We start from the raw sequence: 15265 nt of genomic DNA, 5'->3' as shown, positions 1-15265 counted from the left end.
TGCTTATAAATTGTCAAAATTTTTTAAAATTCTCAGGCCGTTAGGAGGGCTTTTTTCTGGGTGAAACTGCGTTCCATAGATATTTTTTTCATTTGAGACTGAAGCAACAATTACATTTTCTAATCCATATTGAAAAGTAGCAGTAATATCTGATTTATTTTCTGGAACACACATATAAGAATGAGTAAAATAATAATCTACATCTTCATTTATATTTTTAAATAAATGACTTTTTTTTTTTAAACTTATATTATTCCAACCAACATGAGGAACTTTTTCTAAATTGCTAGCTTCTAGTTTAGAAACTTTACCTTTAAATAAGTTAAGACCTTCTGAGCCTCCATCTTCTTCACCCCATTCAAACATAAGCTGCATTCCTAAACATATTCCTAACAAATATTTTTCTTTATTTAAATATTCATCTATTTCATGTTTCCATCCCATTTTAACCAACTCTTGAAAACAAGTTTTAAAAGATCCGACTCCTGGTAAAATAATCTTGCTAAATTTCAATATGTCTTTAGGGTTTTTAATTACTTTCGAGCCTACTTCAATCTCATCTAAAGCATTAATAATAGATTGTATATTTCCGTAACCAAAGTTAATTATACCAATCATTTTGGTTTATGATTATTTTCTCTATACCAATTATCAAAATCCCATGTTTTTTTTGCTACATTATTATTGTGAAAATTTGGCTCATGAGGGGGAATTACCATTTTTTGAATAATTTCATTAAATTCTTTTTCCTCTAAGCCCATATATTCTAAAAATATCTCTAATGAATGAGGTTTTAAGCCATCATATTTCTCATTTAACTCCTTTGCTTTTGAAGCAGACATTTTTCCATTTCTAACCAATAAGCTATTAATTTGTGACATCCTTGAATAACCTCTTTTAAGCCATTTAACATAATCTCTTGTTCCTTGCATAAAACACTCAATTTTATCTCCGTTTTTATTTAATTCTTTGGGGACGTGTTCTAATTCATCATTTTCCCAACCTAGCTCTTTTTTTATAATATCAGTTTGCTTTGAGGCATCCCAATCAATAAAGCTTCCTAAAGCAACAGGAGTTAATTTAAGTTGTTTAATTTGTTCTTTATCTGGGAAAGTGTAAGGTAATAAATCTCTTAAATCTACAGGATCATCTTTTTTGTTAATCATGCCGTGCATATCTTGTGCCGTGATACCAAGTGTATATTTAATATTGAATTTTTTTTCATCATAATAATCTATTTTATCATCTCTAAAATCATAGTAATTCTCAAATTCAGCTGTTGACTCTCCGTAAAATACCAGGGGAACTCTATACATCAAAGCTAATCTGAGTGGATATGAAAAGATTCCTGTATGGCAATGCCAGCAAAAATCTGTTTTTCTTTTAAATGCTTCCATCATTAATTTTTTTACTATTTTCCAGTTAGGTGTAAATTCCAAAAAATCTGCCCCAAGTTTTTTTAACACTTTTGATGAATTGTTTAAAACAGTCTCTCTAAAGAAACCGTGATTAAATCTTACGACTAGTGGTTTTATTTTATACTCTTTCATTAAGTAATATAGTTGAAAAGTACTGTCTTTAGCACCTGAAAATGGAATTATGCAATCATAATCAGATTTACCTCTAAATTTATTAATAAGTTCATCTAAAAGTTTTTTTCTTTTTTTCCAATCAATGTCTTTTTTTTTATATTCAAAACTATTACATAAATTACAAGTTCCATTTTTATCATAATCAATTGTTTCATGTGTCTCAGGAAGGTCACATCTTGTACATCTATTTAGCTTAGAATTCATGTTTGGTATATATAATATTAAATTATTTAAAACAATAACTGATTTGAGCTTAAAGATGTTTCAATTTCCTTTTTACTGAATGTATCTTTATTTCTTATAGTTTTGAAGAAATAACTTAAACTTTTTTCTAAAGACATGTGATAATCTTTTTCATTCTTTAATAAGAACTTCTTTACAAGTTTGGGTTTGATGAATTGATTTTTTGCATTTAAATTAAATGTTGGTCCTCTTATCTCAATTTTATCTTCGTTTTGATACACTGTACCATTAGTAAACAAAAAAATTTTCTCATCAATAAAAGGTGAGCTATAACTCGTGTATATATTGACAATTTTATCATTTTTTAATGTTATTTTTGTATAACTATTGTCATAAGCTGTTCCATTTTTTGAAATTTTTGTTAAATAAGGTTTGTCTATTTTTTTTATAACAAATAAAAAGTTTATCAAGTCAATCCAATGAATTGATAATACCTCAAAAACACCTTTTGGAGATAATTTCTTTTTTGATCTCCATGTATATTTATATTCATCCTTGAACGCCAAACCATGACCTGTAATAATATTACCATATAGAAAATTTCCTAATTTATATTTTTTTGGATTTGATAATATCTCTGAAATTTTTGAAAATCTAAAATTATAATTAAAAAAAATTTTATTGTTACTTAATTTTTTTAAGTTTTTAATTTCTTTTTTTGAACTTACTGGAGGTTTTTCACAAAATATATATCTTTTTTTATAAAATTTTTTTATATAATGAAAGTGTGACTTGTTGGGCGAAAGAATAAATATTATATTACAATTCAGTAACTTTTTGAATTTATCTTTATCAAAATAATCTTTATTATTAGGTTTATATAATAAAAATTTAATTTTTTTTTTTATAAAAAATTTTTTTACTCTTTTAAATTGACTTCCTTTTCCAATAACGCCGATCATCAATTTGTAAAACAAGCTCCACATTTATTACATGGATCAATTTTTATTCTATTGTTTTGCAAATGACTCTCTCTTAAATCATTTATCATTTTGTTATTCCAAATATTTTCAATAGAATTTTCTTTTACATTACCAAAACTTAGATAACTTTTATAGTCGGCATCACATGGGTTAACTTTTCCATCAAACCAAATATACATCCTGTCCCACAATTGTTCACATGGATCATTAATATCTTCATGAATTTTGTTATTATATGTATCCCATCTTTCCATAGGGTACCCAGCGCTTACCTGATCTGCTCTTTTTATCCAAAAATTGTAAAATTTTTCCCTATCTAACTTTTTTGAGGAGTCTATACCTGAGACTCTTATTTCAGTTATGCTATTAGGGTAATCTTTTTCTCTTATACTGTACATCCTGTCCACATTGCTAACTACTTGTTCAAAATTAGCATTTTTTCTCAACTTTTCGAATTCATCTTTTTCGTAATGATCAGCTGAAACTACTAGCTGATTAAACTCATTTTTAAAAATACTGTGACACAAATTTTCAGTTAAAAAAGTTGCGTTAGTATTAAGTTTTTTTTCAAAAATATTTTCTTTCTTTCCAACATACTCAATCATGTCTGGTAATTTTTTGTGTAAAGTTGGCTCCCCTCTGCTTGCCAGAGTAATTGCTCCAACATTTAGTTTATCGGCCTCATCAATTATTTTTTTATAGAATTCAAAATCAATTATTCCCATAAACGGCTTTCTAGTAAAAGTTAAGTCTGTTTGGAAACAAAATGGACACCTTAAATTACAACTAGAAACTGGCTCAATAAGTAGATATGGCGGATAGCCTAAATTTATTTTCTTTTTACCTGCTAGATAAAATTTATACCTAAAAATCAAATATTTAAAAATTTTAACCAAATTTTTCTTATTCCTCAAAATATATATCTCTATATGTTTATTTATCGGAAATTTAATATTTCCATTTTTAAGTTCATCAAATAATTCAACTGCAAACTTATCATTTGAAATGTTATGTTTATTTAAAAAAAAATCTAGGTTCTTTTTATATATTGAAACTATTCTATCTATATCTACCTCAGAGTTGATAGACATCTGTTCAATTTTATTACTTCCAAGACTCTCTGTTATTTTTTTTTCTGTCATATAGAAGTCCACCCTCCATCTACTACAATATTTGCACCTGTAATATAATTTGAGTCATCACTAGCTAAAAAATTAACTGTATTTGAAATATCATCAACATTTGCCATTCGTTTTAAAATCGTTTTTTCAGAATATTTTTTAATAAATAACTTATCTTGATTATTCTTTACGCCACCAGGAGATATACAATTAACTCTTAAACCTTTATTGCCCCAATAAGCCGCCAAATATTTTGTAAAACTGATTACAGCACCTTTTGATGCTGGATAAGCGGGATTTTTATAAAAGATTTGCTTATTAAATTTATTTTTATAAATGGAATTGTCAGGAGCTACCATTCCATAAGTTGAGGAAAAGTTAATTATAAAACTATTTTTTTTTTTTATTAGATACTTTCCAAAAACTTGAGAGCAAATAAATAAGGAGTTTAAATTACCTTTTATCATATGATCCCATGACTCTATTGAAAGATTTTCAAATTTTGAATTTAGGAAATTCTTTTTATCTTCAATTTTATCTTGGACTGAAGCACAATTTATTAATCCGTTTATATATTTTGCTTTTTTTATTATTTTTTTACTAAGCTGTGAAACTAAATCTTTATTTGTTAAATCACAATAATAATAATTTTTTATTTTATCATTATTAGTTTTTTTTATATCTATCAAAAAAACTTTTGCTTTATTTCTAATCAAATTTTTTACAATACTTTTTCCAATTAATCCCTCTGATCCAGTAACAATTATATTTTTATTTTTAAGACTGTACATTTTTTAGTTTAATCTGCCAAAATCCATGGTTTTAATAGGACCCTTTAAATGTTTCTTAATTTCATTTTTTGCATCAAGATATGAGATTTTTCGAAAAACTTCAAAACAAGCTTTTTCATACTTTCTTAATTTATCGTCGGAATGTCTATAATTAGCATAGCATCTATCAGATGCTAAGATATTTTTCTTCAACATTTCTTGTATAAAGTAAGTAATTGTAATGGGCCAATCAGTTTTTGTATTTAATCTAAAAGTTGCCAAAGGGTCAATTCCCTTAATTTCGATATCCAAATTTGAATTTTTAGCAGCATTTTTCCAAATACTTTTTATTTGTTTTCCTCTCTTGATCAATAAGTTATGTAATTTAAGCTTTTTATATTTTTTAATAAATTTTACAGCACACGCAGGTCCTGTTTTTTCAGTCCAAAAAGCACTACTTAAAAAAGTTTTTTCCGCAAATTGCATAATTTTTTTTTTACCTATTATTGCACCCATTGGTATTCCATTTGCTATTGTTTTTCCAAATATAGCTAGATCAGGGTAAACTCCTAATTTCATATGAACTCCACCTAAGTTTATTCTCCAACCTGATGTAATTTCATCAAAAATTAATACACACTTATACTTAGTTGAGATTTTTCTTAATTTTTTTAAATATTTAATATCAGGCAATGTCTCTCTGCAGGGTTCAAGCACTATGGCTGCGCACCTCTTAGCATTTTTTTTCACAATTGTTTCCAGCTCATCAAATGAATTAAACTTAAATGGAATAACAGTTCCTCTCAAACCTTTTGGAACTCCTAATGGTGCCAACCCTTTTAGCAGATGTTGGTTTAATGCTTTTGACGATTTGAGATTTGCTGAAAGATACCAGTCATGCCATCCATGGTATCCACAGAATAATATTTTATCTCTTCTTGTATATGCTCTAGCCAACCTAATAGCTACTGACATTGTTTCACCGCCAGTTCTAGCATATCTAACATTATTGGCCCATGGATGTAATTTAATTAATAATTCAGCAAGCTCAACGTCCTCTGGCGGATTAAGTGTGTTCATTGTACTTGAGTTTATTGATTTGATCGCAGCTTTATTTATATCTGGATCTGAATAACCCAAAGTTGAAGTACCAATTCCAACCATTGTAAAATCAAGATATTTTTTATTATCAATTCCCCAAACTTCAATTCCTTTTGCTCTATTGTAATAAGTTGGCCATTCACCTCCTGGTAAGTAAAGATCAGGTCTTTTTCCAAATAATTGCGACAAACCAGGAATAAGTTTTTTGGCGTATACTTGTAATTTTTTTGGTTTTTTTTTTAATCTACTAAACATAAAGAAATCTTTTTTCTCTTTTGGTATATTTTTTATTAATAGTTTTTAAATTTTTGAAATAATAACCCATCCAATTGACTTTTATATAATTTTTATTTACGACATATTTAGGATTTTTTTTTAAAAAATTAATTATTTCCTCAAAACTAAAAAATTTATTTTTCTTGTATAAATTTTTAAAAATATTCCAAATCAAATAGTAATCTTCCTTATAATCCAGTGTGAGTCTATATTTGTCGTAATAATTAGTTTTTTTCAAACTATAATTAGATAATTTAAATAAATTTGGATTATCCCAAATATAGGGAGTAACGTGTTCTTTTTCATATTTTTTTTTTGCATTAAGATAAGCTTTTTTTAAAATTTCTAACCTGAATATTTCAACATCAAAGCCATCAGGAAATGTAGGTGGATGTACGTTACTATAATAATCTAGGTTTTTTTTTTTTAAAAATGAGAAAATCATCTTATCAATTAATCTATAATCCATTAAAGGGCAGTCTGAAGTTATACGGATGATATTATCTGCTTTGAATTCTTTTGCGCACTCATAATACCTTTTTAATAAATTACTTGGATGACCTCTAAAGACTGGAATTTTTCTAGATAAACAGAATTCATTTATAATATCATCTTCTTTATTGGTTGAAGTTGCAATCACAACTTTATTAATTTTTTTTGATTTTTTCAATCTCTCAACTAAATGTTCAAGAAGTGGTTTATTGTAGCCTGGTAACAATATTTTACCAAGTAGTCTTGAGCTGGCTATCCTAGCTTGTATGATACAAATAAAATTCATTATTAGATTTTATAATTTGAATACATTTAAATTTTTAATAAAATATAATTGTGATTGGTTATATTAATAATTAAATAAAATCAAAAAAATAATGAAAAAAACATATTTGGCATGGATTTTTACTGGAACTGATTTTTATAAATCAATAATTCCTAGTTATTTTTTAATTAAGAAATTGTCTGAAAATTTTAAAAAAATATATCTGATAAATTTAGAAAATCTTAAACCTTTTAAAGATTTTCATAGTAACGAAACAAAATTAGAAATAACCGAGAAAGATAAAAGAAATTACTCTTTCAATAAAAATGTGGAATATTTTTATCCAAAAAATAAATCTGAATTTAGAAATTTTATGGCCACTAAAGAAATCATAGCAATAAGTAATCTTGGAAAATATTTTTCAGATATTTATTTACACATTCTTTTAGCAAAATATAAAATTAAACAAATCCAGGTTTCATTTGTTGGTAATTTACAACACTCTCAATTAGAATTTAAAAAAGTTTTTAGAGGATTAAAATATTTTTTAAATAAAAATTTTTCATATAAATTAATTACTATTTTAAGTAATTTTGGAATTGTTCCCAAAATTGATATTAGATTTACAAGTAACAACGCTTTAGTAAATAAAAAAAATTTACTTAGAAAAATATTAGATTATTTTAAGTTTGCATATGTAAAAGAATATATTCTAGTGAATAGCAAATCATATGATATGACACTTGAAGAGATTGGAAGATCATCAGAGGAAAATATCACTTTTTTAGATTTTATTATTAACAATGTTGAAAATAAAGCTCTTAGAGGAAATCTACCAATTCAAGATTATAAAAACCATTATATTGAATTAATAAAATTTTTAAAAAAAATAGAAAATATGTTCAAAAAAAAGGTAAAGATATGTTTGCACCCAAGAGATGACTTATTTGAGAAAAAAGAAATATTTAAAGACTTTGAAATTATACAACATAAAACAAGAGAAAATATATTAAAATCTGCTTTAGTAATTTTTTTTGAATCAAGTGCAATTATAGATGCTGTAATTCTGAAAAAAAAAATTATAACTATTTATTCAAATTTTTTAGATAAATCCATTAAAGAAGGAAGTGATAGATACAAAAATGAATTAGGTATTTTGCAGTTTAATATAAGTGATAATTTAAGCATTGATGATATTAAATCTATAGACACTATTTTAAATAACAATTTAGATAATTATAAATCTTATATTAAAAGAAATGTTAAACCAGATACAGATGAACCTGGGTATTTAAAGGTAATTAGAGTCTTAAAAGAAAGATATTTTATTTCTTAATAAATGATTTTTTTGATATTGAGTTATAAAAAACTCTTTTACTTCTTGATGAAACTAACTGGCTTACTGGGGTGAAAAATCTGTCGCCTTCTCGTAAAGTTTTAATAATATTCTGATTCTTTGAATTAAGAACTTTTTCAATAATCAGGCAATTATTATCCGTTGTTGATACAATTATCCAGTCTTTATTTTTTCTTATTATAATACCAGTTGAAAATGAATGACCATTTATCTCCCCTCCATGTAAATGAACTTGTTTTAATCGCACTTTATTTTTTCCAACAAAAGTAGAAGCGCCAGGATAAGGCTCATCAAAAGCATTTATAAAATTAAAAATTTCATTTGAAGAGTTAAACCAATCAATCCAACCATTTATTTTTGTATCTAATCTTGGATTGTATCTTCGAAGATTTTGGCTTTGATATTTTATTTGGATTTTTTTCTTTAATTTAAGATCCATTATAAAACTTTTGTAAAAGGCGTGAAAATATTTTGTATTTTGTTTTTCAAAATCCATTGGAGTCTTACAATCATTTGAAAATATAAACTCATTGTTCTTTAATATTGGACCAGTATCAATACCCTCGTCTACTAAATGTACTAAACAATTACCTAATCTGTCATTTCTCATTATTCTCCAAGAAAAACCACCTCCACCCGCATCAATTGGTAGCCTACTACTATGAAAATTCACTAAATTCTTTTTAAAAAGTTTGTTTATTATATTTTTTTTGAATATCCATCTTGGACCAAAACTTACAAACAAAGTTTTTTCAATATTAAAATTTGATTTTATGTAATTTAAGAATGAATTATTTAATTTTTTGAAAATTTTAATTTTAATATTTTTTGAGTTGTTTTTAAAAGATGGTGAGGTTATTAAAAAAGTATTTAATTTTAAACTATCATTAATTTTTTTTATAACTTCTAAAGACTCTAAATTTCCAAGTATTACAACGTTTCTAAGTTCATTAAAATAAAATTTATTATTCTTAATCATCAATTTATTCTTACTTTTGTGCCATTTAATTCTGTAAACTTATATTCTTTCAAAATTTTATAAGTTTTTTTGTTTATTTTTTTTAAATAATTTGATTTATCAAATAGGTCTTGAACATACATATTTTTTTTATTTCTGTTTATATAAATTAAACCGTCTTTGTTTTTAAAACGTTTATTGTTTAAAATATATTTAATTAAATAATCCTCGACGTTTCTTTTAAATACCCTACAACTTTCAAGAAAATCGGTAACCTCAAAAGAATTAATATTGTTTCTAATACCAATTAGAGCAATGACTCCATAATTTCCAAACCTATCTGACATTGATACCTCATAGAAAATTTTTTCTTTACTTTTTATTAAAGCTTTTATCATTTCTGAAGATATTGGCTTGTGAGAAATGTTAAATTGATTTGTTCTTAAATACATTTCTTCTGCCCTTTTAAAATTTTTCAACTCTTCTATCTTTATATTAATCTTTAAACTAGATAACCAATCTTTATGATTAAAATATTTTCTTTTAAGCTTATCTCTTTTTTGCTCATCTAAATAAAGTTTTGTTCTTTTTTTATCAGTTTCTGAAACAGTATTTTTTGATATATTTTTTAAATTGTTAAAGTTTTTATTCAACAGCAATATATTCTTTGGGAAATCAAAAATATTTATTTCTTTAAGATCAGATTTCACAATATTTCGCTCATACTCATTGTCATCAACAAATAAAGTGTTTTCTGCTCTTAAGTTTAATTCAGACAAAATTTCTCTAATATTTTCATTTTTATTTTTCCAATTAACTTTAATTGAAGAAAAATCTTTAACACTTAAAATCATGTTTTTGTTTTCTTTAAAGACTTTTTTAACATTTTTAAAATCATTTTTTGAGCAAATAGCCAAAACATAACCAAGATTTTTTAAAATTTTAAGACGTTTTTGAAAATTATGAAATACTGTACCTTTTATCGAATTTGGTCCTAAGTCTAGTTCATTAATATTTCTCTCACCAGCTTCTCCACCCCACAGAGTATTATCAAGATCTAAAATTATTAATTTAATTTTTTTAATTTCCTTTGAATGAATTGAATTTGCTATTTCCTCAGCACAAAACTCTAAATAATCTAAACTATAATGATTTCCTACTAAATACTTTGTTTTTTCATCATAAATATTAATTTTATGATTATTTTTTAATAATTTAAAATTTGGATCTATTAAAGAAACATTTTGAAATTTACTTAATTTTTTTGACGTTTCTAAATTAATTAAATTCACTAGCCAATTTTTCCCAGGTTTTTTAAAATTTAGGTCATTTAGATAATTGTCATTTATATCACTTGGCCATAAAAAAAATGAAATTTTTTTTATTTTAGAACTTAAATTCAAAACTATATTCTCAATTTCCGAAGTAACCTTATTTATCTCTTTTTTTGTAAATAATTCATTATTTTTTAAAAGAATTTTTTCTATATCGAAAACTTTGCTTATTTGTGTAATTATAAAAATATCACCACATTTCTTCACTTGATTTAATTCATTAATACTTGAAAGAAAATTTTCAAAATTCAATGAACCAAAAGAATTTTTTTTTAATTCTTTATTTGAGCGTAAATAATTAATCAGATAATCATTATTAAAGTCGGATACAATTAAAGACTGATTTTTAGTCATTATTTTTTTTAATTTTATTAACAATAGTCTCTAGATTTATATCATCTAATTTAAAAAAAAAATTCTCATTCATAAAATCCGGATTTTTTAACTTATTTTTTTCAATTTCATTATCTAAAATAGAAAAAAAACTCACTACATCAACTGAATCAAAATTTGATTTATTCCCTTTAATTTTTAATTTTAAGGAAAATTTTTTTAATTTTGGATTAGTGCCTCTTAATTTTTCATAACTTTTTTTAACAATTGATAATATTTTGACCTTGTTGTTTTTCATTAAAATTCTATAGCAGATTTGATAAATTTGTCATAATCAGAATTATTATTAATTAGTCCTTTAGTTGACTCTGTAAAATAAGAATCCAGTCTTGGGTTTGAGATCTTAATATTCTTGAATAATTTTTTTATTCTTTTTAAAATTTTTTCTTGTAAATTTTTACTTAAACCATATTCTGAACTCATAACATTTTCTCCGGCCAGTTTAGATGATGGAACATAAAAAAATTTTTTTTCTTCAGAATTGCCTATAAATTTAAATATTTTTAATAAGAAATCTATATTAATTAGATTAAAATTATCAAATTTTTTATAATCAAAAAATTTTTCATTAAAACTAAATATCTTAGATGTCGGGAAAAAATAAAAAATATCGTATTTGCTGAGCTTTTTTTTGTATAAATTGAGATTTAAATTGTTTAATTTGAATATTCTTTTATTAGGCACTTTATATTTTTTTTTTATAAAATCTAATTTTCTCGAATTTTTATTGTAAGTAAAGTCTATTAGAATTTTATTTGATAAAAAATAATTTATTAAAACTCTACCTAATCCTGAGCTTCCTCCAATTATTAAGATTTTTTTATTTTCAAAAAAATTTTTGTTAATTTTTATTTTAGATTTTTTATCAAATTTCTCCTCAATTTTTTTTTTAAAACTCACGAAATAAGACTTTAAAGAAATGTCATTTAAGCCATGTTCAAATTTATAAAAATTTTTTGAGAGTTTTATTACTTTTTTATAATTTTTCTTGTCATTTTTTTTTATATCCAGTGTAGAGATTATATTTAAATTATTTCTAAAGTTACCTACATATTTTGTCAAAGTAAGTAAGTTTTTAATTATAGTATTTGTATTGAAAATTTCTTTTTCAGACTCACTTAAAATTTCAAAAGTTATAATGATCTTTTCTTGAAATAAATTTTTCGCAATTACAATTATATTCTTTTTTTCCTTCCTTATTTTGAAAATAATTTTTTCATCAATAAATATTGGATTTTTAAAAACAACTGAAATAGAATTGCTATTCTTAGTAATTTTTTTAATTAGTGATTTTTCAAATATATACATTAATACTTGAATTCCTTGAACTATAGGTTTTTGAAATTGGGAATAGTTAGACAACTTTTTGTCTAAATGTAGTGGATTTTTGTCACCACTTAATTTTGAAAAATTCTTACATTTATTTAGGGAGAATTTTTTTTCAAGAAAATTACTCATATTTTATATATTTTAGAAATAAAAGTTTTTTTAAAAGTGGTAATAACTGTTGACCAATTAAGACCTGCTCCAAAACCACAAAATAAAAAAACTTTATTATTAACATTTTTGTTTGAGAAAGAGTGGCTTAATGAGATAGGAATAGATGGTGCACTCGTGTTTCCATGTGCAAAACAACTGATTACTTTTTCATAGTTTATTCTTAGTTTCTTAATCAATTGATCATGAATTGTTTTATTAGGTTGATGAAAACAATAATAGTCAATTCTATTATTGTATCTTTTGATTATCCTCTGATAAGTTTCAGGTACCCTATTTAAAGCAAATTCAAAAACTTTTAAACCATTCATAATTAATTTATTTTTTTTCTTATCTATTTTGAGAATATCATTATTTCTTCCATCTACACCAAAATCAAATAAACTGGTTGTTTTAGATTTAGTGATCACAATACAACTTATTCCATCACCAATAACTGGTATTAAGTTTTTTTCTGCTTTTTTGCTGTGTGCATCTGCACAAATTAAAAGGACGTTTTTGGCAATTCCAGAAGTTAAAAATGCACTTGCATGTATAAGTCCATTAGTAAAGCCAGCACAACTTCCTGGCAAATCATAACAAATAATATTATTTTTTATTTCAAATTTCTCTTGGATTTTGGCTGAAAAAATAGGCATTTCATTTTTTCGTGTATGCGATGAAAAAATTATCATATCTATTTTTTTATTTATTCTTTCCATTTTAAAAAATTTTTCCAGGGCATTTAAGAAAAAATTTTCCTCTGTAAAGTTATCTCTCAATACATTCAAATTTGTAAAACCTGTATAGTTTTTTATTTTCTTAAAGTTTGAGTCACCAAACTTTTTTTTAATAAACTTTTGAGAAATTTTATTTTTAGGAATGAACGAATATATTTTTTCTATATTAATCATTTATGATTTTGATTACATGTTTAATTTTTTTAATCTTAGAAATATTATCAATTTTTATTTTTTTTTTGGTTTTTTCATCAATAAACCCTATTAATTTTAATTTATTTAATGAGTCAAAATCAACTAATTTGGTAATATCAGAATTAATGTCTAATTTTTTACTATCACTAATTTCAAATAAATCTTTTATTTGTTTTATGATTTGGTCTTCATCTTTTATTTTCATTTTCTTTTTTGAAGAATATAATCTCCAATAAATAGATAATCTATCTTGTATTTTAAAAAACACATAATTGCATCCTCAGGGGAATTAACTATTGGTTGACCTTTAATATTAAACGAAGTGTTCAGCAGTACTGGAATTTGAGTTTTTTGATGCATTTTATTAAGTAAATTGTAAAATTTAATATTTGAATTTTTAGTTACAGTTTGGACTCTACATGTATTATCAACATGAACTGTTGCAGAAATATGTCTTTTCATTTTTGATTTAACATCAAATGCAATTAACATATATTCGCTCTTTTGTTCTATATTAAAGTATTCATTTGCAAATTCTTGAAGTATTGCTGGAGCAAATGGTCGGAAATCTTCTCTAAATTTTACATTTTTGTTTATATGATCTTTAATTTGTACCGGATTAGGAGATGCCAAAATACTTCTATTTCCAAGAGCTCTAGGACCAAATTCAGCAGCACCCTGAAACCATCCAATTATTTTTTTTCTTACCAAAACACTTGATGCAAAATCATATATATCTTTTTTATTTTTTATTATTCTAATCTTATTTCTAAATCTCTTTATCGTGTTTTTTATTTCAAGATTTGAATATCTTGATCCAAGATAACAATTAGTTTCAAAAGATAGCTTTTTTTTAGGTTGATGTTCCAATGAACAATTAATCGCAGCACCTATAGCTAGGCCAGCGTCACCACTTGCTGGTTGGACAAATACCTCATCAAAAATTTTTGATTTTACTATCTGGCCATTCATTGAACAATTTAATGCAACACCACCAGCTAAACATAATTTTTTTGTTTTATACTTTTTTTTTAGAAACTTTAATTGATGTAAAACAATTTCCTCTAAGCGTAATTGCAGAGCTGAAGCTATATCTTTGTGATGTTGAGTAAGTTTATTCTCATATTTCCTCTTTTTACCAAAGACTTTAATAAATTTTTCGCTTAACCATGTATTTCTCTCTTTATGAAAAGTAATCCAATCAGTATTAATATGAATATCTAGATTTTTTCTGTAACCAATTATCTCTCTAAATACTTGAATGTAAGTTTTTTTAATTTTTGGAATTTTGTTATTTGGATTACCATAAGATGCCAAACCCATAATAATTCCTTCATCACAATTATATCTCCAGCCCAAATACGATGTGACTGCAGCGTATAATAAACCTAGAGAATTGGGGAACAGGTTTTTTGTATGTATAAGTTTAATTTTTTTGTTTGAGCCAACAGAAAAATAACCTGTTTCACCCTCTCCAACACCGTCATAGGACACTACAAGAGCTTTTTTAAAATTGCTTGGATAAAAACAACTTGCTAGATGGTTTAGATGATGTCTGTAATATTTAATTTTATTTTTATATTTTAAATTTTTTCTAATCGAATTTTCAATGCTATAGAAATTTTGAATGGAATCTTTTTCTTCTACCATCATTTTTAATCTATAGTCATATTTTAACGCACCCTCTAACCAAAATTTTCTTATTTGTCTCATTGGATCAGTAGATACCGCAATACAATCAATTGAATTAATTTTATTTTTTGAGACTTTTAAACACTCGTTAATTGCATTGATTGGAAATGCTTTCGTATGTTTTTCTTTATTAAAACGCTCTTCCTCAAAGGCACAAATTAATTTACCATCTTCAATTAAGGCAGCTGATGTATCGTGGCTAGCAATATTTATACCTAAAATTTTCATAATTTGATGTTTCTATATAAATTATTAAATCAATCTTTCATATGGCTTTTTAAATAAGAGATAAATAGAATTTTTTAATATTAATATAAAGGAGATTAAATGATAATTT

General features: G+C 24.6%; 15 protein-coding genes. 1 reads left to right on the top strand and 14 read right to left on the bottom strand.

Annotated elements, in window-relative coordinates:
* Nucleotides 1-3: 3 nt before the first annotated feature.
* Genes hisH through B5L73_RS01415 form a run of 7 tightly spaced genes read right to left on the bottom strand, consistent with a single transcriptional unit; the run spans nucleotide 4 to nucleotide 6804 of the window.
* Complete coding sequence (gene hisH, locus B5L73_RS01445) at nucleotides 4-618, bottom strand: imidazole glycerol phosphate synthase subunit HisH (RefSeq protein ID WP_085147065.1); 615 nt, start codon at nucleotides 616-618, stop codon at nucleotides 4-6.
* Entirely contained in the window at nucleotides 615-1796 is a 1182-nt protein-coding gene (locus tag B5L73_RS01440) for an N-acetyl sugar amidotransferase (protein ID WP_085147063.1), read from the bottom strand. The genes hisH and B5L73_RS01440 overlap by 4 nt, the downstream gene beginning before the upstream one ends.
* Before the next feature lie 26 nt (nucleotides 1797-1822).
* On the bottom strand, nucleotides 1823-2737 hold the full coding sequence (locus tag B5L73_RS01435; protein WP_085147061.1) for a Gfo/Idh/MocA family oxidoreductase: 915 nt from the start codon (nucleotides 2735-2737) through the stop codon (nucleotides 1823-1825).
* On the bottom strand, nucleotides 2737-3900 hold the full coding sequence (locus B5L73_RS01430) for a radical SAM/SPASM domain-containing protein (protein WP_085147059.1): 1164 nt from the start codon (nucleotides 3898-3900) through the stop codon (nucleotides 2737-2739). Before B5L73_RS01430 ends, B5L73_RS01435 begins: the two co-directional genes overlap by 1 nt.
* Nucleotides 3897-4670 carry an SDR family oxidoreductase gene (locus B5L73_RS01425; RefSeq protein ID WP_085147057.1) on the bottom strand — a complete coding sequence of 258 codons (774 nt, stop codon included), beginning with the start codon at nucleotides 4668-4670 and terminating at the stop codon, nucleotides 3897-3899. The genes B5L73_RS01430 and B5L73_RS01425 overlap by 4 nt, the downstream gene beginning before the upstream one ends.
* A gap of 3 nt (nucleotides 4671-4673) precedes the next feature.
* A complete protein-coding gene (locus tag B5L73_RS01420; protein ID WP_085147055.1) occupies nucleotides 4674-6005 on the bottom strand; it encodes an aminotransferase class III-fold pyridoxal phosphate-dependent enzyme in 1332 nt (443 codons plus the stop codon).
* Nucleotides 5998-6804 (bottom strand): cytidylyltransferase domain-containing protein, encoded by an 807-nt coding sequence (locus tag B5L73_RS01415; protein WP_085147054.1) that lies wholly within the window; start codon nucleotides 6802-6804, stop codon nucleotides 5998-6000. Before B5L73_RS01415 ends, B5L73_RS01420 begins: the two co-directional genes overlap by 8 nt.
* A gap of 91 nt (nucleotides 6805-6895) precedes the next feature.
* Between B5L73_RS01415 and B5L73_RS01410 the strand changes: the two genes are divergently transcribed.
* Nucleotides 6896-8119, top strand: a complete 1224-nt coding sequence (locus B5L73_RS01410; RefSeq protein ID WP_085147052.1) for a hypothetical protein — start codon at nucleotides 6896-6898, stop codon at nucleotides 8117-8119.
* On the opposite strand, the gene B5L73_RS01405 is transcribed toward B5L73_RS01410, so the two are convergent.
* The 7 genes from B5L73_RS01405 to B5L73_RS01375 are packed head-to-tail and all read right to left on the bottom strand — an operon-like array spanning nucleotide 8109 to nucleotide 15156.
* Nucleotides 8109-9119 (bottom strand): hypothetical protein, encoded by a 1011-nt coding sequence (locus tag B5L73_RS01405; RefSeq protein ID WP_085147050.1) that lies wholly within the window; start codon nucleotides 9117-9119, stop codon nucleotides 8109-8111. The genes B5L73_RS01410 and B5L73_RS01405 overlap by 11 nt on opposite strands.
* On the bottom strand, nucleotides 9119-10786 hold the full coding sequence (locus B5L73_RS01400) for an HAD-IIIC family phosphatase (RefSeq protein ID WP_157101066.1): 1668 nt from the start codon (nucleotides 10784-10786) through the stop codon (nucleotides 9119-9121). Before B5L73_RS01400 ends, B5L73_RS01405 begins: the two co-directional genes overlap by 1 nt.
* The gene (locus tag B5L73_RS01395; RefSeq protein ID WP_085147046.1) at nucleotides 10779-11063 is read right to left on the bottom strand and encodes a hypothetical protein; all 285 of its coding nucleotides are present in this window, start codon (nucleotides 11061-11063) and stop codon (nucleotides 10779-10781) included. The genes B5L73_RS01400 and B5L73_RS01395 overlap by 8 nt, the downstream gene beginning before the upstream one ends.
* Complete coding sequence (locus B5L73_RS01390; protein WP_085147044.1) at nucleotides 11063-12283, bottom strand: MaoC/PaaZ C-terminal domain-containing protein; 1221 nt, start codon at nucleotides 12281-12283, stop codon at nucleotides 11063-11065. The genes B5L73_RS01395 and B5L73_RS01390 overlap by 1 nt, the downstream gene beginning before the upstream one ends.
* Nucleotides 12280-13215: a 3-oxoacyl-ACP synthase III family protein gene (locus B5L73_RS01385; RefSeq protein ID WP_085147042.1), complete on the bottom strand. Its 936-nt coding sequence runs from the start codon at nucleotides 13213-13215 to the stop codon at nucleotides 12280-12282. The genes B5L73_RS01390 and B5L73_RS01385 overlap by 4 nt, the downstream gene beginning before the upstream one ends.
* On the bottom strand, nucleotides 13208-13441 hold the full coding sequence (locus B5L73_RS01380; protein WP_157101065.1) for a hypothetical protein: 234 nt from the start codon (nucleotides 13439-13441) through the stop codon (nucleotides 13208-13210). The genes B5L73_RS01385 and B5L73_RS01380 overlap by 8 nt, the downstream gene beginning before the upstream one ends.
* Entirely contained in the window at nucleotides 13438-15156 is a 1719-nt protein-coding gene (locus tag B5L73_RS01375) for a carbamoyltransferase family protein (protein WP_085147038.1), read from the bottom strand. The genes B5L73_RS01380 and B5L73_RS01375 overlap by 4 nt, the downstream gene beginning before the upstream one ends.
* Between the last annotated feature and the right edge of the window lie 109 nt (nucleotides 15157-15265).

This window comes from Candidatus Pelagibacter sp. RS39, from assembly GCF_002101315.1.
Lineage (GTDB): Bacteria > Pseudomonadota > Alphaproteobacteria > Pelagibacterales > Pelagibacteraceae > Pelagibacter.
This window is presented reverse-complemented; position numbering and strand designations above follow the sequence as displayed.